Below are 22,343 nucleotides of genomic sequence, written 5' to 3'. Positions count from 1 at the left end.
GTAACATGGTTGAGTTCCTCATAAACAAGATGCACGACGCCCGGTTCATGACCATGTTCCTGGCCGCCATTGCCGCGACCCTGACCGCCTACACGCTGGTCACGCCGCTGTTTGCCGGCGAAGGCCTCGCCAAGCGCATGAAAGCGGTCGCCAGCGAGCGCGAACGAATCCGGCAGCGCGAGCGCGACCGTCTTGCAAAAACGGAAAAAGTATCGCTGCGCCAGAGCCCGAAGCAGCTGGTATCCAAGGTGGTGGAAGACTTCAACCTGACCAAATGGCTGGCACAGGAAGCCGCGCGCGACAAGCTGATCATGGCCGGCTACCGCGGCCACGCGCCCTACGTCACGTTCCTGTTCGCCCGCGCGGTGACGCCGATCGTGCTTTTCATCGGCGCGGTCCTCTACGTCTTCGTGATCACGCACATGGACAAATCGATGCCGGTCAAGATCGGCATCTGCGTCGGCGCGGCCTATTTCGGACTGCAGGCGCCGATGCTGTTCCTGCAGAACGCGATCACCAAGCGCCAGCTTTCCGTCAAGCGCGCGTTCCCCGACGCGCTCGACCTGCTCTTGATCTGTATCGAGTCCGGCATGTCGGTCGAAGTCGCCTTTCGCAAGGTCTCCACCGAAATCGTCTCGCAATCGGTGGCGCTGTCGGAAGAATTCGCGCTGACCACGGCCGAACTGTCCTATCTGCAGGACCGCAAGGTGGCCTACGAGAACCTGGCGAAGCGTACCGGCCTCGACGGCGTCAAATCGGTCTGTCTGGCCTTGCAGCAGTCCGAACGCTACGGAACGCCGCTCGGCCAGAGCTTGCGCGTGATGGCGCAGGAAAACCGCGACATGCGCATGAACGAGGCCGAGAAGAAGGCGGCCGCCTTGCCGCCGAAGCTGACCGTGCCGATGATCCTGTTCTTCCTGCCGTGCCTGTTCATCGTCATTCTCGGGCCGACCTACATCAAGCTGCAGACGACGACGATCCTCTGACGATTCTCTAAAGCATCATCGGTTCTGATTGAATCAGAACCGATGATGCTTTGGCGCGCTTTCTACCGCAGATGAGCCTACGCAAGCGGCGTAAACTCGATTGCGGTGCGAACCGGCAGCCACCCCCGGATCAAGTCCGGGGAGCATGCTCCGCTCGAAAGCGTTCTAAATCGGGATTAGTCCGGCGGAAAATCTGGATTGAGCGGTCCGGGCCGATCGGTCCGCCGTGCGGCTGTCAGTCGGGCCGATTGAGCGCGGCCACCGGGACGGTCTTGCCGCCGCGCGGATCCTTGCGGCTCAGCATTTCCCGCAAATAGGCCACGTTCGCCGCGGCCTCCTCGGACGGCAGATCGCCCTTGGCGATGGTCTCGGCCTCGGCGAAGCGACCCTGCAGGCCGACCACCAGCGCCAGATTCTGCCGCACCCGCGCGTCCGCCCGCGGATTGCCATAGGCCCGCCGCAGCGTCGCCTCGGCGTCGGGCAATTCGCGCGTCAGCATGTAGGACAGGCCGAGATTGGACAGCACCGACGGTTCTTCCGGCGCGATCTTCAGCGCGCTGGCGTAATAGCGGCGGGCTTCGTCGTGCTTGGCCAGCTTGTCGAGCACGGTGCCCTGCACCGAGAGGATCCGCCAGTCGGGATTGTCGGGCGAATGGGCGCGGCTGAGGACGTCGAAGGCGGCTTGCGAATTGCCGTTGTCGGCGAGCGCGCGGCCATAGCCGGCGAGCAGCGCCTTGTTGCCGGGATGGGCGATGGTTGCCTGTTCGAGAACGGCGGCGGCCTGCGAACGCTGGCCTGAGGCACGCAGCGCCTGGCCATAGGCCAGGGCGGCGTTGGCATCCTTGGGATTGGCGCGATAGCGCTCGCCATAGACTTCGACGGCACGACGCGGATCGTCGGGAATGGCGGGAGCGGCGGCGCTGCTGGACTTCTGGGTCAGCGCGCCCGTCACATCGGACATGGTCTGGCAGCCGCCAAGGCCTGCGGCCAAAATCGCCGTCACGGCCGCGGAGGCGAGAAACCGGGCCACATTGGGCCGGACAAGACTGGATGATGGACGCATGGCACTTCAACTCACGATTTCGGGTGGAGCCGAACACGCCAGCAATAGACTGTTAACCCTAACGGCTGGTTAATCGGCAGGCGGGAGCTGCGGCTCTGCGTTGGGCCCCCGACGGCTTTTGACCCACAATTTTGCAGCTTCGCCATTGAAGTCACACGAATATCCTGCAACCTCGGCAGCTGACCGAGCCCGCTCCATTCCGCGAGACAAGCATGCAATCCCCGTTCGAGACCGCGCCCGCCGCCTCCAGCATTCCGATTTATTTTGCCACCAAGGCGACATGGGCCACGGTCAGCAAGGAGCTTCCTCCACACGCCCAGCAATTTGCTCTGGCCAACGATTTTTCCGCCAAGCCCGGCAAGTGCCTGACGCTCCCCTCGCCCGACGGACAGATTGCGCAGGTCATCTTCGGTCTCGAAGAGGAGGCAAGCAAATCCCGTGACCTGTTCCGGCCCGGCGCGCTGCCCGGCCTGCTGCCACCGGGCGTCTATCACTTCGCCAATGCGCCGCACGACACGCGCCTCGCCACGCTCGCTTTCGCGCTCGGAAGCTATCGCTTCGGCCGCTATCGCAAGGCGGACCGCCCCGATGTTCGGCTGGTGCCGCCCGATGGCGTCGACATATCAGACATCGCGCGGATGGCAGAAGCGGCCTCGCTGGCGCGCGACCTCATCAATACGCCATCGAACGACATGGGACCGGAGGAGCTGGCGGCAGCCGCCGGGCACCTCGCGGCTCGCTTCGGCGCCAGCTTCAAGGCCATCGTCGGCGACGAACTGATTGAGCAGAATTTCCCGCTGATCCACGCCGTCGGCATGGCCTCGACGCGCGCGCCGCGGCTGATCGATATGAGCTGGGGCGATCCTGCGCATCCCAAGGTGACGCTGGTCGGCAAGGGCGTGTGCTTCGACACCGGCGGGCTCGACCTAAAACCCTCCAGCGGCATGTTGATCATGAAGAAGGACATGGGAGGTGCGGCCAACGTGCTGGCGCTGGCCCAGATGGTGATGGACGCCAAGCTGAAAGTCCGGCTGCGGGTGCTGATCCCCGCGGTCGAAAACGCGGTCGCCGGCAACGCCTTCCGTCCGCTCGACATCTTCAGGTCGCGCAAGGGGCTTAACGTCGAAATCGGCAACACCGACGCCGAGGGCCGGCTGGTGCTCGCCGACGCGCTGGCCTTTGCCTGCGAAGAGAAGCCGGATCTGCTGGTCGATCTGGGAACCCTGACCGGTGCGGCGCGTGTTGCATTGGGGCCGGATTTACCGCCCTTTTACACCAATGATGAGACGCTGGCGCAGGACGTTGCGCGTTTCGCAGTGGAGGAGCGGGATCCGTTGTGGCGCATGCCACTGTGGCCGGCTTACGATTCCTGGCTGGATTCGAAAGTCGCCGATATCAACAACGCGCCGTCGGGCGGTTTCGCCGGTTCGATCACATGCGCGCTGTTCCTGCAGCGCTTCGTCTCCGACGTCACAAGCTGGCTGCATGTCGATATCTACGGCTGGACCCCCTCGGCCAAACCCGCGCGCCCCGAGGGCGGCGAATGCCAGGCCGCGCGCGCGATCTACAAATTGCTGAGTGAACGCTATGGATGATCCACGCCTGACCCCGGCACGCCCTGATCTGGCCGCCAAATATCTCGAAGGCAAGGTCAAGGCGGCGCGTTTTGTGACCGGCGAAGAATTCTGTGTGGTCGATGCAATCGCCCCGCTGCGCGAGGCGCCGGCCGCCGATGCCGCGTTGCTGACGCAGGCGCTCAAAGGCGAACGCGTCACGATCTACGACCGCAACGGCGAAGGTTTTGCCTGGGGCCAATTGGGCAGCGACGGCTATGTCGGCTGGCTCCCCGACGCCGCGCTCGGCAAACCATCCGCTGCACCGACCCACAAGGTCACGGCGTTGCGGACCTTTGCGTTTCCGGCTGCGTCGATCAAGCTGCCGCCGGTGGATACGCTGTCGATGGGCGCGCTGCTTACGGTGACGCGCGAAGACGACGCGTTCGCCGTGACGCGCGAAGGCTGGTACCTGCCGCGCCGCCACGTCGGCGGCCTGGCGACGATGGAGAAGGATTTCGTTGCGGTCGCGGAAAAATTCGTCGGCACGCCCTATCTGTGGGGCGGCAAGAGCAGCCTCGGCATCGATTGCTCCGGCCTGGTGCAGATAGCGCTGACCGCCGCCGGCACCGGCTGCCCGCGCGACAGCGACATGCAGCAAGACGGCCTCGGCCGCGCCTTGAATCCTTCCGAGACCAAAAAGCTGCAACGCGGCGACTTGATCTTCTGGAAGGGCCATGTCGCGATCGTGCGCGACGCCGACACCATGGTGCACGCCAATGCACATCACATGGCCACGGCGATCGAAAATACGCTGGAGGCCATCGCCCGCATCAAGGCGGCAGGCAGCGAAGTCACGGCGATCAAGCGGCTTTAGTTCTTTGACGCGTTTTCTTTACGCGAACCGGTGTCCACTTCGCTCGAAAACGCTATCTAAATATCCACCGTCCCGTCAGGCACGGCTTCGATCCGGAACGCGGCGGCGAACAGCGCGCGGGTGTAGTCGCTCTGCGGATTCTTGAACAGCTCGGCCGCCGGCCCTTCTTCCACCACCTTGCCGTGACGCATCACGATCAAATGGCTCGCCAATGAGGCGACCACGCGCAGATCATGCGAGATGAACATGTAGGTGAGGTCGCGCTTGCGCTGCAGCTCGCGCAAGAGGTCGACCATCTGGGCCTGGAACAGCATGTCGAGCGCGCTGGTCGGCTCGTCCAGCACAACGAAATCCGGCTCCAGCACCACCGCGCGCGCGATGGAAATGCGCTGGCGCTGCCCGCCGGAGAATTCATGCGGGTAGCGAAACCGGGTCTTGGGGTCGAGGCCGACATCCCTGAGCGCCTTGATGACGCGCGCCTCGCGCTCCTCATATGTCAGCTTGGGCTGATGCACGCTCAAACCCTCGGCGACGATATCGCCGACCGACATGCGCGGGCTGAGCGCGCCGAACGGATCCTGAAACACGATCTGCATGTCGCGGCGGAACGGCAGCATCGCCTTGAAACGCAGGCTCTGGATGTTGTTGCCGAGGAACACGATCGGCCCGTCCGACGAGATCAGCCGCAGCAGCGCGAGGCCGAGCGTGGTCTTGCCGGAACCGGACTCGCCGACAACGCCGAGCGTCTCGCCCTTGCGCACCGCAAGGCTGACGCCATCCACCGCCTTGATATGGTCGACCGTTCGGCGCAGCAGGCCGCGCTTGACCGGAAACCAGACCTTCAAATTATCCGCCGACATCACCACCGGCGAATCGGGCCGCGGCGGCGCCGGGTCGGGCTTTGGTTCGGCCGCGAGCAAGTCTCGTGTGTATGAATGCTTCGGCGCCGTAAAAACCTGTTCCACCGGCCCCTGCTCGACGATCTTGCCGCCATTCATGACGCAGACGACGTCGGCGATGCGGCGGACGATGCCAAGATCGTGGGTGATGAACAGCATGCTCATGCCGAGCCGCGTGCGGATTTCGGCCAGCAGCGCCAGGATCTGGGCCTGCACCGTGACATCCAGCGCCGTGGTCGGTTCGTCCGCGATCAACAGGTCCGGCTCGTTGGCGAGCGCCATCGCGATCATGACGCGCTGGCGCTGGCCGCCGGACAATTGATGCGGATAGCTTTGCAGCCGCCGGTCCGGATCAGGAATGCCGACCTGGGTCAGGAGTTCGAGCGTGCGCGCCCGCGCCATCGCGCCGCGGACGCCGTTGTGGAGAGACAGTATCTCGCCGATCTGCGCCTCGATCGTATGGAGCGGATTGAGCGAGGTCATCGGCTCCTGGAAGATGATCGAGATGTCGTTGCCGCGGATTCCGCGCATCTCGTTCTCGGGCGCCGTCAACAGATCCTGGCCGCGAAAGCGAATGCTGCCGGAAGGATGCGAGGCCGTCGGGTATGGCAGCAGCCTCAGGATCGACAATGCACTGACGGATTTTCCGGAGCCGGATTCGCCGACGAGGGCCACGCACTCGCCGCGCCGAATCGAAAACGAGACATGATCCACCGCAAGGGTGTCGCCGAACGCCACCGAGAGATCGCGGACATCGAGCAGAGGCTGGTTGATGGCGTCCATGCTGCCCTTACCTGAACGTCTTGCGCGGATCGAAGGCGTCGCGTGCGGCCTCGCCGATGAAGATCAACAGCGTCAGCATGATCGCGACCGAAAAGAATCCGGTGAGTCCGAGCCAGGGCGCCTGCACATTGGCTTTTGCCTGCGACAGCATTTCACCCAGCGACGCCGAGCCCGGCGGCAGGCCGAAGCCCAGAAAGTCCAGCGCCGTCAGCGTCATCACCGACGACGACACGATGAACGGCAGGAACGTCATGGTCGCCACCATCGCATTCGGCAACAGATGGCGGAACATGATCCTGGCATTGGAGACGCCGAGCGCCCTTGCGGCCTGGATGTATTCGAAATTGCGGCCGCGCAAAAACTCCGCGCGCACCAGCCCCACCAGCGACACCCAGGAGAACAGCAGGAGAATGCCGAGCAGGATGAAGAAGCCCGGCGGCAGCACCGCCGAGATGATCAGGAGCAGATAGAGCGAGGGAATCGCATTCCAGATCTCGATGAAGCGCTGAAACAGCAGATCCGTCATGCCGCCGAAATAACCCTGCACGCCGCCGGCGGCGATGCCGATGATCGAGGAGAAGATCGTCAAGGTCAGGCCGAACAAGACAGAGATGCGAAAGCCGTAGATCAGACGTGCGACCACGTCGCGGCCCTGGTCGTCGGTGCCGAGCCAGTTGTATTCGAGGTCGCTGCAGCCGTTGAGGCCTTTCTTCTTCACCACCTCCGCGCACTGGGCCTCGGTAAGCATCCAGGTCGGCTTCGACGGCGCCGGCGTCGGCAGGTCGAGATTATGCGTGGTGTAGGAGTAGCGGATCAGTGGCCAGACGATGGTGCCGCCCTTGTCGGCGATCTGCTTCTGCAAGTACGGATCGCGGTAGTCGGCGGCGGTCTCGAAATCGCCGCCAAAGGTGGTCTCCGAATAGCTGAAGAAGGCGGGCCAATAGAGATGGCCTTCATATTTGATCAGGAACGGCCGGTCGTTGGCGATCAGCTCCGCAAACAGCGAGATCACGAACAGGACCATGAAGATCCAGAACGACCAGTAACCCCTGCGATTGGCCTTGAAATTCTGCCAGCGGCGGCGGTTGAGCGGCGACGGCGTGAAGGCATGGCGCGTCATCGGCACGGCTTCGCCGAGCGGCGATTGCGTCGTGGCTTCGACCGGCTGGGGCGCGGTGATCGTCATCAGACTTCACGCGCCTCGAAGTCGATCCGTGGGTCGACCCACATATAGGCGAGGTCGGAGATCAGGTTGACCACGAGGCCGACCAACGAAAAGATGAACAGCGTACCGAACACAACGGGATAGTCGCGGTTCAGCACGCTCTCGAAACCGAGCAAGCCGAGCCCGTCGAGCGAGAAAATGGTCTCGATCAACAGCGAGCCGGAGAAGAAGGCGTGAATGAACGCGCTCGGAAAACCCGCGATCACGATAAGCATGGCGTTGCGGAAGATATGATTGTACAGCACCTGCCGTTCACCGCAGCCCTTGGCGCGCGCCGTCATCACATATTGCTTGCGGATTTCGTCGAGGAACGAGTTCTTGGTCAGCAGCGTCATGGTGGCGAAGGCGCCGAGTGCCATCGCGATCAACGGCAGCGTGATGTGCCAGAAATAATCGATGATCTTCCAGTACCAGGGGAACTGCGCCCAGCCGTCCGAGGTCAGGCCGCGCAGCGGAAAGATGTTGAAGAACGAGCCGCCGGCAAACAGGATGATAAGCAGGATCGCGAACAGGAAGCCGGGAATCGCAAAGCCTATGATGATGATCGCCGAGGTCCAGGTGTCGAATCGTGAACCGTCCTGCACCGCCTTGCGGATGCCGAGCGGGATCGAGATCAGGTAGGTGAGCAGCATCATCCAGATCCCGAGCGACATCGAGACCGGCAGTTTCTCCTTGATCAGCTGGATCACGCTGACATCGCGAAAATAGCTCTTGCCGAAATCGAACCGCGCGAAATTCCACACCATCAGAGCGAAGCGCTCATACGCCGGCTTGTCGAAGCCGAACTGCACTTCCAGCTTCTTGATGAATTCCGGATCGAGCCCCTGCGCGCCGCGGTATTTCGAGCTGACCGCGTCCGCCGACGCGCCGACCTGGCCGCGCGGGCCCATATCGCCGCCGCCGCCCGATATTCTGGAGGTGCCACCGGTGTCGGCGCCGGAGAGCTGCGCGAGTACGCGCTCGACCGGACCGCCGGGGGCGAACTGCACGACGATGAACGACACAAACAGGATGCCGAGCAGCGTCGGGAGCATCAGGAAAATACGGCGGGCGATATAAGCGGCCATGTATTATTTCGCCTGCTCGAGTTTCAAAGCCTTGTTGGGGTCGTACCACCAGTTCTCCGGCGCCCCGGTGCCTTGCGCGTAGCGTGCCGGCTTAAGCGGGTGGTCAAATTGATCCCAATAGGCGATCGGGTGGTTGGTGCGAAACCACTGCGGCACCCAATAGCGGCCGGCCCGAAACACCCGATCGAGCGCACGGCACGCGATCGTCAGATCGGCACGCGTTTCGGCGCCGATGGCCTTGTCGACCAGCGCGTCGATTGCAGGATTGGCTACTCCCGCCAGATTGTACGATCCCTTGGTGGCCGCCGCATGCGATGTGAAGTAAGGCCGCAGGCTGTCGCCCGGCGTCGGCGACATGCTCAGGCGCATCGTCGTCATGTCGAAGTCGAACGATTCCACGCGAGCGCGATACTGCACGGCATCGATCAGCCGGATTTCTGCCTCGATCCCGAGCAGTTCCAGGTTCTTGATGAAGGTCGCGTGATGCGGCTTGAACGAGGGCTCGTCGAGCAGAAACTCGATCTTCAAGACCTCGCCGTTCGGCAGCAGGCGCTTGCGGTCCTTCACTACAAGTCCCGCGTCCTGCAGCAACTGCCCGGCCTTGCGCAGCAAGGTGCGGTCCTGGCCGGAGCCATCCGACACGGGCGGCACGAACGGCTCACCGAACACCTCGTCGGGCACCTGCCCGCGGAACGGCTCGAGGAGCTTCAGCTCTTCAGGCGACGGCAGCCCGGTCGCCACCATGTCCGAATTCTGGAACGGCGAAACCGTGCGCGCATAGGCGCCGTACATCACGGTCTTGTTGGTCCATTCGAAATCGAATGCGTTGATGACCGCTTCGCGTACCCTGGGATCCCTGAGCTTGTCGCGACGGGTGTTGAAGAACCAGCCCTGTCCACCCGAGGGCAGTTCATCCGGCAGGGTCTCGCGCTTGACCCGACCGTCCTTGATCGCGGGAAAATCGTAACGGGTGGCCCAGATGCGCGCCGTGAATTCCTCGCGGTAGAGATAATTCTTGCCGGTAAAGCCTTCGAACGCGACATCGCGGTCGCGATAGAATTCATAGCGCACGGCGTCGAAATTGTAGCTGCCGCGGTTGACGGCCAGATTGGCCGCCCACCAATCCTTGACGCGCTCGTACTCGACGAACCGGTTGATCTCGTATTTGCCGACCTTGTACGGTCCCGAGCCGAGCGGGATATCGGTGGTCGATTCCTCGAATGACCGCGTCGCGTAATAGGCCTTGGAGAAGATCGGCAGGCTCGCGACATAGAGCGGTACGTCGCGCGCGCGGTTTGGTGCAAACATCACGGCCACCGTCGCATCGTCGAGCGCCTCGGCCTTCACCATGTCGCGCAGTTGGACCACAATCAGCGGATGGCCTTTTTCCTTCAGCGTGTTGAGCGAGAAGGCGACGTCATGCGCCGTCAGCTTCGAGCCATCGCGAAAACGAGCCTCGGGACGCATGGTGAAGCGGTAGGTGAGCTTGTCGGATGAAATCCACACCGACTTCGCCGCAAGGCCATACATCGCGTCGGGCTCATCATTGGCGCGCGCCATCAGCGCGTCAAAGGTCAGCTCCATGCCCTTGGCGCCTTCGCCCTTGAGGACGAAGGCGTTGAACGAATTGAACGTCTGGAAGGACTGATTGTAGGCGCGGGTGGACGGGATCGTGGAAAACAAGCCACCCTTCGGCGCATCCGGATTGACGTAGTCGAAATGCTTGAAGTCAGCCGGGTATTTCAGGTCGCCGAAGACCGACATGCCGTGCATCTCGGTGCCACCATTGTCGGCGGACGCGGGACGAAATTTTGCTGCACTCAGGGCTAGAACGCCGAGGCCGAGCGCCCGGCGGCGAGACAACAGCGGCCCGCGCATGATTCGGTTCAAGATCGACCACCCGTCTTGGCCGCCTTGGCTGTGTCCCACCACCACAGCGTAGGAAAGCCCGTGACCCCGTATTTGGGCAAAGGCTCCGGACGACTGAAACGGTCCCAGCGTGCGGCGCGTTGAAATCCGCCGGCGAATTGCGGGACGACGTAGGCGTTCCAGAGCAAGACCCGATCCAGCGCCTTGCAACTCGCGACCAGGTCGGCGCGGTCCTTTGCAAAGATAATGCGCTCGATCAGGGCATCGACCGCGGGATTCTTGATGCCGGGAATATTGCGCGAACCGGGCCGGTCCGCGGATTCCGACCCGAAGAAATCGCGCTGCTCGTTGCCCGGTGACAGCGACTGTCCCCAAACGGTCGTCACGATGTCGAAGTCGAAACTGCGCAAGCGGTTCTGGTATTGCACGCTGTCGACCGTGCGGATGTTCACGGTGATGCCGAGCCGCTCAAGGTAGGGCTTGTAGAAGAGGATACTGCGCTCGTCACCCTGGGCCTGGCTCAGGAACTCGACGCTGACGGGCTGACCTGCCGCATCGACCAGCTTGCGATCGCGCGTTTCAAACCCTGCTTCCTTGAGGAGGCGCGTGGCTTCACGAAGATTGTTGCGAGCCGCGTCGTCATTACCGCCAACCGGATTCTTGTACGGCGTCGTGAACAGTTCGGCAGGCACCTTGTCGCGCAGCGATTCGAGAATTTTCAGTTCCGCGCCTTCCGGGAGACCAGTGGCCATGAATTCGGCGATACCGTCGAAATAGCTGTTGTCGCGGTGGTATTCCCCGTTCGAGAGCAGTCGGTCCGACGTCTCCCAATCGTAGGCAAAATTGAAAGCACGGCGCAGCCTGACATCGGCAAATAGCGGCCGGCGAAGGTTGAACGCGTAACCCTGCATCCCCCCCGAACTCGAATTGACGAATTTTTCCTTGATGACCCGCTTGTCGCTCACCGCGGGAAAATCGTAGGCGGTCGACCATTGTTTGCCGCTACGCTCGGTAAACCAGTCCAGCTGGTCGCCCTTGAAAGCCTCGCGTCCGACGGTATCGTCGCGAAAGAATTCATACCGGATCTGTTCGAAATTGTTCTTTCCGACCGATACCGGAACGTCCTTGCCCCAATAGTCGGGGACGCGCTCCAGCACGACCGATCGGCTCGCGACAAATTCCTTGACGCGATAGGGTCCCGACCCCAGGGGAATCTCCAGCGTGGTCGCGGTCACGTCGCGCTTGCGTCCCTGGGGATCATTTCCTTCCCACCAGTGCTTGGGCAGCACGGGAAGTTCGCCGGCAATGCTTGGCAGCTCGCGATTCCCGGGACCATCGAAGGTAAACTTGATCTCACGGTCGCCGACCTGCTCGGCCTTGACGATATGCTGGTAGTACGCGCTGTACATCGGACTGTTCTTTTTCATCACCTCGAACGAGTAGATGACATCATCCGACGTCACGGGCTTGCCATCGTGCCAGCGCGCGGTCGCGCGCAATCGGTAGATGACATACGAAAAATCGTCGGGGTAGGCGGCAGCCTCCGCGAGCAATCCGTAGGCGGTCGACGGTTCATCGAGCGACCGGGTCGTCAGTGTCTCGGAGATCAGCCTGACCCCGTCAGCCAGTGATCCCTTCAGCCCATCGACCACAAGATTGAAGTTGTCGAAGGTGCCGAGTTCGAACATGCGGACGACGCCGCCCTTGGGCGCGTCGGGATTGACGTAGTCGTAACGTTTGAAATCGGCGGGGTATTTGATGTCGCCAAAGGTCGATACGCCGTGCCGCCATTTCAGTCCGTCCGGCGCGGATTGCGCATGCGCCGTTCCGATCGCGGAAACATTTGTGTTGAGCCCCAGCGCCGGAGCCATCGCGGCGACCGCGCCGCCTTGCAGGAGATGTCGTCGGGTGATCGCCAAAGGCAGAATTCCTGTTGCTGAGAAGCGCTACTGAGGACCCAATATAAGGCAAGGGTTCGGCAAATTACGTTGCTTTTTCCTCATGATATCAACCGTGGAACAACGCCGGTGCGGCGAAACGTCCCGATAACAACAACGCGATCATCATACGCAAACGGCCAGGCAATGCCTGGCCGTCGTGTCGCAGAAGTCCGTGCAGGACTGTCGAAACGTTATTTCGCCGCCGTCGGCAGCGGGACCGGCTTGTCCGCCAGCGTGGCCAGATAAGCAATCACGTCGGCGCGCTCGCTGTCCTTGCTGATGCCGGCAAAGCCCATCGCGGTGCCCGGAATAAAGGCCTTCGGATTGGCGAGGAACTTGTTGAGGTCGTCAAAGGTCCAGGTGCCGCCCTTGCCCTTCATCGCGGCCGAGAAGTTGAAGCCGGCTTTCCCCTCGCCCTTCTTCTCATTGATGACGCCGAACAGGTTCGGGCCGACGCGGTTGGGGCCGCCCTTTTCGAAGGTGTGGCAGGCCGCGCACTTCTTGGCGGCGCCGAGGCCCTTTTCAACCGAAGCGGTCTGCAGCAATTTCTCGATCGGCTCGGACGGCGCCGCGGCTTCCTTGGCCCCGCCCTGCGCCACTTCCTTCACGGCAATCTCGAAGCCCGGCTTTTCCGGCAGATGGGGCGCGAAAATCGCGTTGGCGGCAAAGCTCGTCACCAGGACGAGAATGCAGGTGGCGAGAATGGCGCCGATGATCTTGTTGAGTTCGAAGGAGTCCATAGTGGCTCAGGCTCCAGGCCTTAAAGGATCGACTTAAAGGCCGGCAAAACGGCCGCGGTTTAGCCTCAGGAATCAGGCTTTCGCGCCGCACCCTCAGCAGGGTTGAGATATCGGTTTGCCCGGGCTCTGGCAACCCGTATAAACGCCCCGACTTTCCGCCAATCCCCATTATTTCCGGCCTGTTTTCGCTAACCCGTGACCTCGCGCCCGATGACCGAAACCCGCAACCTGGTGCTGATTCCCGCCCGCATGGCCGCCACAAGGCTGCCCGGCAAGCCGCTGCTGGACATCGGCGGGGTGCCGATGATCGTCCATGTGCTGCGGCGGGCGGAAGCCGCCAACATCGGCCGGGTCGCGGTCGCCACCGACACGGCGGAAATCGCCGCCGCCGTGACGTCCCATGGCGGCCTGGCCGTCATGACCCGCCCCGAACACCCTTCGGGATCGGACCGGATTTACGAGGCACTGAGAACCCTCGATCCCGAGGGCAAGGTCGAGATCGTGGTCAATCTGCAGGGCGATTTTCCAACCATTTCGACCGACAACATCCGCGACGTGCTGCCGCCGCTTGCCGACCCCGCGGTCGATATCGCAACGCTGGCGGCCGAGATTCACACCGAGGAAGAAGCCAACAATCCGAATGTGGTGAAGGCGGTCGGCTCGCCGATCGCCCCGCGAAGGTTGCGCGCGCTTTATTTTACACGGGCAACGGCGCCCACCGGCGTCGGGCCGCGCTACCATCATATCGGCCTCTACGCCTACCGCCGCGCTGCGCTGGAGCGTTTTGTGGCGCTGCCGCCCTCGCCGCTCGAACAGCAGGAGAAACTCGAGCAGCTCCGGGCGCTGGAAGCCGGCATGCGCATCGACGTCATGATCGTGGACACGGTCCCGCGGGGCGTCGATACCCCGGCCGACCTCGAAACCGCCCGCCAGATACTGGCCAAAACCTGAACGGCTGATACAAGGCCCCCAGAAAGACGACATGACAAGCAAGCTGAAAATCGCGTTCCAGGGCGAACCGGGCGCCAACTCCCATATCGCCATTGTCGAGGCCTATCCGGACGCCGAGCCGTTGCCGTGCCCCACCTTCGAGGACGCGCTGGCCGCGATCGCCTCGGGGGATGCGGATCTGGGGATGATCCCGATCGAGAATTCGGTCGCCGGCCGCGTCGCTGACGTCCATCATCTCTTGCCGCAGTCCGGACTGGTCATCGTCGGCGAATGGTTCTTGCCGATCCATCACCAAATGATGGCGCCGCGCGGCGCCAAGCTCGCGGATATCAAGACCGTCGAGAGCCACGTCCACGCACTCGGCCAGTGCCGGCGCATCATCCGCAAGCTCGGCATCAAGCCGATCGTCTCGGGCGACACCGCAGGCTCAGCCCGCATCGTCGCCGAACGCGGCGACAAGAGCTGCGCGTCGATCGCGTCCCGGCTCGCCGCCGAGATCTACGGCCTCGATATCCTCGCCGAGGACGTCGAGGACGAAACCCATAACACCACGCGCTTCGTGGTGCTGGCACGCGAGGCCGAATGGGCTGAAGCGGGATCGGGGCCGCTGGTCACCACTTTTGTTTTCCGGGTGCGCAATTTGCCCGCCGCGCTCTACAAGGCGCTCGGCGGCTTTGCCACCAACGGCGTCAACATGACCAAGCTGGAAAGCTACATGGTCGACGGCGAATTCTCCGCCACGCAATTCTACGCTGATGTCGACGGCCATCCCGAGGACAAGGGCCTCGCATTCGCGCTGGAGGAGCTGAAATTCTTCTCGCGCGAATTCCGCATCGTCGGCGTCTACCCGGCGCAACCGTTCCGCCTGACGTTCAGCGAAGCGACGGATTAGGATTGGTCCCAGCCTCTCAACGCGTCGTCCCGGCGCACGCCGGGACCCATTGGGTCCCGGGCCCCGTGCGCAATTGCGCACTAGGCCGGGACGACGGAAACTTTTTACGCCGCCTCTTTGCTGCTGAGCCCGAACGCATCCGCGAGCAGGCTATACGATTTCTTGCGCGCGTCGTGGTCGTAGACCGCGGTGATGATCATCAGCTCATCCGGCTGGCTTGCCGTGATCATCGGCCGCAGCTTGGCCATCAGCGTCGCCGGGCTGCCGACGAACAGCCGCGAGCGGTTGCGCGTGATCGAGGCCCGCTCCGCGTCCGAATAGGGATAGGCGAGCGCCTCCTCGACGCTCGGCAGTGGCAGATACTGGCCGCGGTCGCGGCGCAGGCGATTGAGATCCATCGAGGAGGCGAGCTTTTCGGCCTCCGCGTCGGTTTCGGCGGCAACGGCTGCGATCGCCAGAATGCCGTGCGGCGCCGGGCGCCAGCCCGATGGCTTGAAGCGCGCGCGGTAATGCGTCATCGCCTCGATCGCGTCATAGGAAGCGAAGTGATGTGCGAACGCGAAGCCCATGCCGACCTGGGCGGCGAGTTCCGAACTGTAATCGCTGGAGCCAAGCAGCCAGATCGGCGGCAGCGGCGAGTCGTCCGGCATCGCCACCACGTTGTTGTAGGGATGGCCGGCCGGGAAATCGCGGGTCTCCCACAGGATCAGCTCCTGCAGCCGTTCGAGGAAATCGTCGCCCTCGCGTTTATCGAGCCGGCTGCGCAGCGCATACGCCGTCGCGCCGTCGGTGCCCGGCGCGCGGCCAAGGCCGAGATCGATGCGGCCGGGGAACAGCGCCTCCAGCATCTTGAAGCGTTCGGCGACCACCAGCGGGGCGTGATTGGGCAGCATCACGCCGCCGGAGCCGACGCGGATGTTTTTCGTCACCGCCGCGATCTGTCCGATCATCAGATCGGGCGCGGGGCTCGCGACCGAGGCGAGGTTGTGATGCTCGGCGAGCCAGTACCTGACATAGCCGAGCCCGTCGACATGGCGTGCCAGATCGATGCTGTTGCGCAAGGCCGCTGCGGGTTTGGTGCCTGTGGTGACGACGGAGAGGTCGAGGACTGAAAGCGGGATCATCGCACTAAGCTAGTGCGGCAGGTGGAAGCGACAAAGGCCTGGCGTGCGCAGATCAGGCCCGCGCTTCCGGGGACGGAGACCAGAACTCGACACTCGCAGCGTGGGATATGATGACATACATCGCCTCGATATCGACGCGGCCCACCAACTGGCTGAAGATCGCACAGGAATTAGAAACTAGCACAAGCTACTGTAGTATAAACTATTTTTGTGTTATTTGGTTCGAAGATCATTTTGCCCACCAATCTATTATAATGGCCGTAAATTTCACTACTCACGCAATAAGTGGGCAAAATCCCATCCTTGATGGGCTATTGGGATGGCCTCGTTTGGCCTATTTTAGCTGATGGCCGCTAGGCCTGATGCCCGTCCGCCTGTGGAGCCTGTGAGTGCCATGACCGAAGTTACGTCCGCCGCGTCCAACAGTCACCGCGCGCTGCAATCGCCAAAAATTTCCTTTGAGTTCTTTCCGCCGAAGACCGAGGAGATGGAGCGCTCGCTCTGGGAAACCATCAACCGGCTGGCGCCGCTCGCCCCCAATTTCGTCTCGGTGACCTATGGCGCCGGAGGATCCACGCGGGAGCGCACCCATGCGACCATCGCCCGCATCCTGAAAGAGACCAATTTGACGCCGGCCGCGCATCTGACCTGCGTCGGCGCGCCGAAGGGCGAGATCGACGACGTGGTCGCGCGCTATCACGAGATCGGCGTTCGCCACATCGTGGCGCTGCGCGGCGACCCCACGACCGGCATCGGCACCGCCTACAACGCGCATCCCGACGGCTATCAAAGCTCGCCCGACCTGATCGCCGGCATCAAGAAGCGCTACCCCGATTTTGAAATCTCGGTCTCGGCCTATCCGGAGAAGCATCCGGAGAGCCCTGATCTCGACGCCGACATCGATACGCTTCAGGCCAAGGTCGATGCCGGTGCGGCGCGCGCCATCACCCAGGTGTTCTTCGATAACGACCTTTATCTGCGTTACCTCGATCGCGTCCGCGCCCGCGGCATCAACATCCCCGTAGTGCCCGGCATCATGCCGATGCACAATTTCAAGCAGGCGCGCAACTTCGTGACCCGCGCCGGCACCACGGTGCCGTCCTGGCTGGCGGACAAATTCGAAGGGCTCGACGACGACGCCGAGACGCGAAAGCTCGTCGCGGCTACCGTTGCCGCCGGGCAGGTGCAGAAGCTGGCAAAACAGGGCGTCGACACCTTTCACTTCTACACCATGAACCGCGCGGACCTTGTGTTCGCGATCAGCCATTTGCTGGGCATCCGTCCCCATGGCGCACAGAAAGCTGCCTGATCCGATGACCGTAGCTGTGTCCCCGAAGCGAACCGCCCTGCTCGCGGCTGCCCGCGAACGCATCCTGGTGCTCGACGGCGCCATGGGCACCATGATCCAGGGCCTGCAATATGACGAGGCGGCGTTCCGCGGCGAACGCTTCAAGGATTTCCACCGCGACGTCCGCGGCAACAACGATCTGCTGATCCTGACCCAGCCGCAGGCGATCGAGGACATCCACGCCGATTATTTGCGCGCCGGCGCCGACATCGTCGCGACCAACACCTTCTCCTCGACCTCGATCGCGCAGGCCGATTACGACATGTCGGACCTGGCCTACGAACTCAACCGCGATGGCGCGCGGCTCTGCCGCAATGCGGCCGAACGCGTCACCGCCGAGGACGGCAAACCGCGTTTCGTCGCAGGCGCCTTGGGCCCGACCAACCGCACCGCCTCGATCTCGCCTGATGTGTCCAACCCCGGCTACCGTGCCGTCACCTTTGACGATCTGCGCAAGTCCTATGGCGAACAGATCAACGGCTTGCTCGACGGCGGCGCCGACCTGCTGCTGGTCGAAACCATTTTTGACACACTGAACGCCAAGGCGGCGCTCTACGCGATCTCGGAAATCTGCGAGCAACGCGGCATCGACGTGCCCGTGATGATCTCCGGCACCATCACCGATAAATCCGGCCGTCTTCTCTCCGGGCAATTGCCGGAAGCATTCTGGAATTCGGTGCGGCACGCCAAGCCGATCACGATCGGCTTCAACTGCGCGCTCGGCGCCGAGGATCTGCGCGCCCATATCGCCGACATCGGCCGCGTCGCAGATGCGCTGGTGTGCGCCTATCCCAACGCCGGCCTGCCCAATGAGTTCGGCCAGTATGACGAGAGCCCGGAATTCATGGCCGGACTGATCGGCGAGTTCGCAGCTGCCGGTCTCGTCAATATCGTCGGCGGCTGCTGCGGCACCACGCCCGCCCACATCGCGGCGATTGCGGCGGCCGTCGCCCCGCACAAGCCCCGAATCGTTCCCGAGATCGAGCCGCGTCTGCGGTTGTCCGGCCTGGAGCCGTTTGAGCTCACGCCCGCGATCCCGTTTGTAAACGTCGGCGAGCGCACCAACGTCACGGGTTCGGCGAAATTTCGCAAGCTGATCACCGCCGGTGACTACACCGCCGCGCTTCAGGTCGCGCGCGACCAGGTCGAGAACGGCGCCCAGATCATCGACGTCAACATGGACGAAGGCTTGCTGGATTCCGAAGCCGCGATGGTGACGTTCCTCAACCTCGTCGCCGCCGAGCCCGATATCGCCCGCGTTCCTGTGATGGTGGACTCCTCGAAATTCAGCGTGATCGAGGCCGGCCTGAAATGCGTTCAGGGCAAGCCGGTGGTGAATTCGATCTCGATGAAGGAGGGCGTGGAGAAATTCATCCACGAGGCCCGCATCGCGCAGCGCCATGGCGCCGCCGTCGTGGTGATGGCGTTCGACGAGGTGGGACAGGCCGATACGTTTGCGCGCAAGACCGAGATCTGCAAACGCGCCTATGACATCCTGGTTGGCGAACTCGGCTTCCCGCCCGAGGACATCATCTTCGACCCGAACATCTTCGCGATCGCGACCGGGCTGGAAGAGCACAATAATTACGGCGTCGACTTCATCGAGGCGACGCGCTGGATCCGCCAGAACCTGCCGCATGCGCATATTTCCGGCGGCGTGTCGAACCTGTCGTTCTCGTTCCGCGGCAATGAGCCGGTGCGCGAGGCGATGCATTCGGTGTTCCTGTATCACGCCATCAAGGCCGGCATGGACATGGGCATCGTCAATGCCGGGCAGATGATCGTCTATGACGACATCGACCCCGAACTGCGCCAGGTGTGCGAAGACGTCATCCTCAACCGCGATCCCGGTTCGTCCGAAAAACTGCTGGCGCTGGCGGAGAAATTCCGCGGCAAGGAGAAGCAGACCAAGGAACAGGATCTGGCCTGGCGCGAATGGCCGGTCGAGAAGCGCCTTTCTCACGCGCTGGTGCACGGCATCACCGAATATATCGAGGCCGACACCGAAGCGGTGCGGCAGACCGTCGAGCGGCCGCTCAACGTGATCGAAGGCCCGCTGATGGACGGCATGAACATCGTCGGCGACCTCTTCGGCGACGGCAAGATGTTCCTGCCGCAGGTGGTGAAGTCCGCCCGCGTGATGAAGCAGGCGGTGGCCTATCTGATGCCGTTCATGGAAGAGGAGAAGGCGCGCAACCTCGCCAATGGCGTCACCAGCAGCGGCGGCCGCAACGCCGCCGGCAAGATTGTGCTCGCGACCGTGAAGGGCGACGTCCACGACATCGGCAAGAACATCGTCGGCATCGTGCTGCAATGTAACAATTTCGAGGTGATCGACCTCGGCGTCATGGTGCCGGCGGCCAAGATCATCGAGACGGCCAAGGCCGAGGGCGCCGACATCATCGGGCTGTCCGGCCTGATCACGCCCTCGCTGGACGAGATGAGTTTTCTCGCCGGCGAGATGCAGCGGCAGGGCATGAACATGCCGCTGTTGATCGGCGGCGCCACCACCAGCCGCGTCCACACCGCCGTCAAGATCGACCCGAACTACAAGGGCGGCCCGGTGGTGCATGTCAACGACGCCAGCCGCGCTGTCGGCGTGGCGTCGTCGCTGCTGTCGCCGGACCGCCGCGAGGCCTATGCCGCCGACATCAGGACCGAATACGCCAAGATTTCCGCGGCGCATTTCCGCGCCCAGGCCGACAAGAAGCGGCTGAAGCTGGCGGATGCGCGCGCCAACGCCGTGAATATCGACTTCGCCAAGACGCCACCGAAGAAGCCGGCATTCCTGGGCATCCGTAGCTTTGACGCTTACGACCTTGCGGAGCTCGCCGAATACATCGACTGGACGCCGTTCTTCCAGACCTGGGAATTGACCGGGCGTTTTCCAGCTATTCTCGACGATCCCAAGATCGGCGAAGTCGCCCGCTCGCTCTATGACGACGCGCGCAAGATGCTCGATCTCATCGTCAAGGAGAAATGGTTCACGGCGCGCGCCACCATCGGCTTCTGGCCGGCCAACGCTGTCGGCGACGACATCAAGGTGTACGCCGACGATGCCCGCAAGACCGAGATCGCGACCTTCCACACGCTGCGCCAGCAGCTGGAGAAGCGCGAAGGCCGCTTCAATTCGGCGCTGTCGGATTTCATCGCGCCGGCCTCTTCCGGCGTGCCCGACTATATCGGCGCCTTCGTGGTCACCGCCGGGATCGGCGAGGACGTCGTTGCCGACCGCTTCAAGAACGCCAATGACGATTACTCCTCGATCCTGTGCAAGGCGCTGGCCGATCGCCTCGCCGAAGCCTTCGCCGAACGCATGCATGCGCGCGTGCGCCGGGAATTCTGGGGCTACGCGCCGGACGAGACGCTGGCGCCGGATCAGCTGATCCTTGAACAATATGCCGGCATTCGCCCGGCGCCCGGCTATCCCGCGCAGCCCGATCACACCGAGAAGGCGACGCTGTTCCGGCTCTTGGACGCTGAGAATACCGCGGGCGTGAAGCTCACCGAGAGTTATGCGATGTGGCCGGGCTCGTCGGTGTCCGGGCTTTATTTCAGCCATGCCGAGAGTTTTTACTTCGGCGTCGGCAAGATCGAGCGCGACCAGGTCGAGGACTATGCCGCGCGCAAGGGCATGAGCGTCGCCGAGACCGAGCGCTGGCTGGCCCCGGTGTTGAATTACATTCCGTCGCAGGACCAGCCGGCGGCACCGGCGCCGGCGCCGATCGCAGCCGTTCCCGCCAACGACGTCGCCTCGCATCCGCCCGGCTGCACCTGCGCGGTGCATCTGGCGTATCGCAAGAAGGCGGTGGGGGCGTAGCGGTTTATTCACCCTCCCCCCTCTAGGGGAGGGTAAGAAAGCTCCTCACCATCGTCGTCATCACCGGGCTTGACCCGGTGATCCATCTTCAGGAGACTCTTGCGAAGGTTGATGGATGCCCGGATCAAGTCCGGGCATGACAGAGTGTGCCGAGGCCCCATGAAATTCTTCTCCTTCTGGCGATCGCTGGCGAGCTTTCGCGTTCGCATCGCGCTCAATCTGAAGAACCTCCCCGCCGAAGTCGTGTTCATCGATCTCGACGCCAACGCGCAGCGCGGCGAAGAATATCGCCGCGTCAATCCGCAGATGGCGCTGCCGTCGCTGGTGCTGGATGACGGCACCGTGCTGTTCCAGTCGCTCGCGATCCTCGAATATCTCGAGGAGACCCACCCCGCCCCGCCGCTGCTGCCATCCGATCCGCGCGGCCGCGCCCGGGTGCGCGGGCTGGCGCAAATGGTCGCCTGCGAAGGCCATCCGCTGCTGACGCCGCGGGTACGCCGCTATCTCGATCACGAACTGAACTTGCGCGACACCCAGCAGGCGGCATGGCGGCGGCACTGGACGGTCGAGACGCTGGCGGCGCTGGAAGGCCATCTCGCCGGCCACAAGGACACGGGGCGCTTCTGCCACGGCGATGCGCCTGGCATGGCCGACATCTGCCTGGTCACCCACGTCACCGCCGCGGTCAATCAGCAGATCGACCTTGCGCCCTATCCGGCCGCGAAGCGCATCTTCGAGACCGCGATGGCACTGCCGGAATTTGCAAGCGCGCATCCATCGATGCAGCCCGATACGCCGGAGGCGATGCGGAAGAAGGGGTGAGCGGGCACACTGTCTCATCACCACCACTCGTCGTCCCGGCGAACGCCGGGACCCATACGCCGCGGCGGCTGTTGGTTTGCAGAAGGTCTCTAACGCCAGCGCTCTAATCGATGGGCCGCGGCGTATGGGTCCCGGCTCAAGGCCGGGACGACAGCATTGTTGTTGCTGCACTGAACACACCTTCGCGATCTCGCGGCCTGCGACGCCCGAGCTTTGCCAGAAGTTCCTTGCCCTCGAAGACAGAGGGCGCAGGGAAGACCGGGTGCGCGCTGCACCCGCGGTCTCGTGTGCGGTTAGCACAGGAAATGCTGCACACGAGCATACAGGGCAGCGGAGAACACCCGGCCTTCCCTGCGCAATGGCTTTACGGCTTATGCCGTGATC

Annotated in this window: 16 protein-coding genes; 8 read left to right on the top strand and 8 right to left on the bottom strand. The window is 63.1% G+C overall.

Annotated elements, in window-relative coordinates:
• Positions 1 to 5: 5 nt before the first annotated feature.
• Complete coding sequence (locus JQ597_RS23555) at positions 6 to 986, top strand: type II secretion system F family protein (protein ID WP_212267038.1); 981 nt, start codon at positions 6 to 8, stop codon at positions 984 to 986.
• Between the two features lie 235 nt (positions 987 to 1,221).
• Here the strand turns inward: JQ597_RS23555 and JQ597_RS23550 are convergent, their stop codons facing one another.
• Positions 1,222 to 2,049, bottom strand: coding sequence for a tetratricopeptide repeat protein (locus tag JQ597_RS23550; RefSeq protein ID WP_212267036.1), 828 nt, complete (start codon positions 2,047 to 2,049; stop codon positions 1,222 to 1,224).
• Between the two features lie 212 nt (positions 2,050 to 2,261).
• Between JQ597_RS23550 and JQ597_RS23545 the strand changes: the two genes are divergently transcribed.
• Positions 2,262 to 3,644, top strand: coding sequence for a leucyl aminopeptidase family protein (locus JQ597_RS23545; protein WP_212267034.1), 1,383 nt, complete (start codon positions 2,262 to 2,264; stop codon positions 3,642 to 3,644).
• On the top strand, positions 3,637 to 4,479 hold the full coding sequence (locus JQ597_RS23540; protein WP_212267033.1) for a C40 family peptidase: 843 nt from the start codon (positions 3,637 to 3,639) through the stop codon (positions 4,477 to 4,479). Before JQ597_RS23545 ends, JQ597_RS23540 begins: the two co-directional genes overlap by 8 nt.
• Positions 4,480 to 4,535: 56 nt before the next feature.
• Here JQ597_RS23540 and JQ597_RS23535 read toward each other — a convergent pair whose 3' ends face one another.
• From JQ597_RS23535 to JQ597_RS23510, 6 genes are all read right to left on the bottom strand, one after another.
• Positions 4,536 to 6,161: an ABC transporter ATP-binding protein gene (locus JQ597_RS23535; protein ID WP_212267031.1), complete on the bottom strand. Its 1,626-nt coding sequence runs from the start codon at positions 6,159 to 6,161 to the stop codon at positions 4,536 to 4,538.
• Positions 6,162 to 6,168: 7 nt separating this feature from the next.
• A complete protein-coding gene (locus JQ597_RS23530) occupies positions 6,169 to 7,347 on the bottom strand; it encodes an ABC transporter permease (protein ID WP_212267029.1) in 1,179 nt (392 codons plus the stop codon).
• Positions 7,347 to 8,453, bottom strand: a complete 1,107-nt coding sequence (locus tag JQ597_RS23525) for a microcin C ABC transporter permease YejB (RefSeq protein ID WP_212267027.1) — start codon at positions 8,451 to 8,453, stop codon at positions 7,347 to 7,349. The genes JQ597_RS23530 and JQ597_RS23525 overlap by 1 nt, the downstream gene beginning before the upstream one ends.
• Before the next feature lie 3 nt (positions 8,454 to 8,456).
• The gene (locus JQ597_RS23520; protein ID WP_212267275.1) at positions 8,457 to 10,331 is read right to left on the bottom strand and encodes an extracellular solute-binding protein; all 1,875 of its coding nucleotides are present in this window, start codon (positions 10,329 to 10,331) and stop codon (positions 8,457 to 8,459) included.
• 8 nt (positions 10,332 to 10,339) lie between these two features.
• Positions 10,340 to 12,241 carry an extracellular solute-binding protein gene (locus tag JQ597_RS23515; RefSeq protein ID WP_212267025.1) on the bottom strand — a complete coding sequence of 634 codons (1,902 nt, stop codon included), beginning with the start codon at positions 12,239 to 12,241 and terminating at the stop codon, positions 10,340 to 10,342.
• A 212-nt stretch (positions 12,242 to 12,453) separates the two neighbouring features.
• Complete coding sequence (locus JQ597_RS23510; RefSeq protein WP_212267023.1) at positions 12,454 to 13,002, bottom strand: c-type cytochrome; 549 nt, start codon at positions 13,000 to 13,002, stop codon at positions 12,454 to 12,456.
• A gap of 210 nt (positions 13,003 to 13,212) precedes the next feature.
• Between JQ597_RS23510 and JQ597_RS23505 the strand changes: the two genes are divergently transcribed.
• A complete protein-coding gene (locus tag JQ597_RS23505; RefSeq protein ID WP_212267021.1) occupies positions 13,213 to 13,953 on the top strand; it encodes a 3-deoxy-manno-octulosonate cytidylyltransferase in 741 nt (246 codons plus the stop codon).
• A gap of 31 nt (positions 13,954 to 13,984) precedes the next feature.
• Entirely contained in the window at positions 13,985 to 14,845 is an 861-nt protein-coding gene (locus JQ597_RS23500; protein WP_212267019.1) for a prephenate dehydratase, read from the top strand.
• Between the two features lie 104 nt (positions 14,846 to 14,949).
• On the opposite strand, the gene JQ597_RS23495 is transcribed toward JQ597_RS23500, so the two are convergent.
• Positions 14,950 to 15,969, bottom strand: coding sequence for an LLM class flavin-dependent oxidoreductase (locus tag JQ597_RS23495; protein WP_212267016.1), 1,020 nt, complete (start codon positions 15,967 to 15,969; stop codon positions 14,950 to 14,952).
• Positions 15,970 to 16,363: 394 nt separating this feature from the next.
• Between JQ597_RS23495 and metF the strand changes: the two genes are divergently transcribed.
• The 3 genes from metF (at position 16,364) to maiA (ending at position 21,959) form a co-directional block, all read left to right on the top strand.
• Positions 16,364 to 17,278 (top strand): methylenetetrahydrofolate reductase [NAD(P)H], encoded by a 915-nt coding sequence (metF, locus tag JQ597_RS23490; protein ID WP_212267014.1) that lies wholly within the window; start codon positions 16,364 to 16,366, stop codon positions 17,276 to 17,278.
• Between the two features lie 4 nt (positions 17,279 to 17,282).
• Positions 17,283 to 21,137, top strand: coding sequence for a methionine synthase (gene metH, locus JQ597_RS23485; RefSeq protein ID WP_212267273.1), 3,855 nt, complete (start codon positions 17,283 to 17,285; stop codon positions 21,135 to 21,137).
• 159 nt (positions 21,138 to 21,296) lie between these two features.
• On the top strand, positions 21,297 to 21,959 hold the full coding sequence (gene maiA, locus JQ597_RS23480; protein WP_212267011.1) for a maleylacetoacetate isomerase: 663 nt from the start codon (positions 21,297 to 21,299) through the stop codon (positions 21,957 to 21,959).
• Positions 21,960 to 22,343 lie beyond the last annotated feature (384 nt).

The sequence above is a fragment of the Bradyrhizobium sp. AUGA SZCCT0177 genome, from assembly GCF_018130125.1.
GTDB lineage: Bacteria > Pseudomonadota > Alphaproteobacteria > Rhizobiales > Xanthobacteraceae > Bradyrhizobium.
This window is presented reverse-complemented; position numbering and strand designations above follow the sequence as displayed.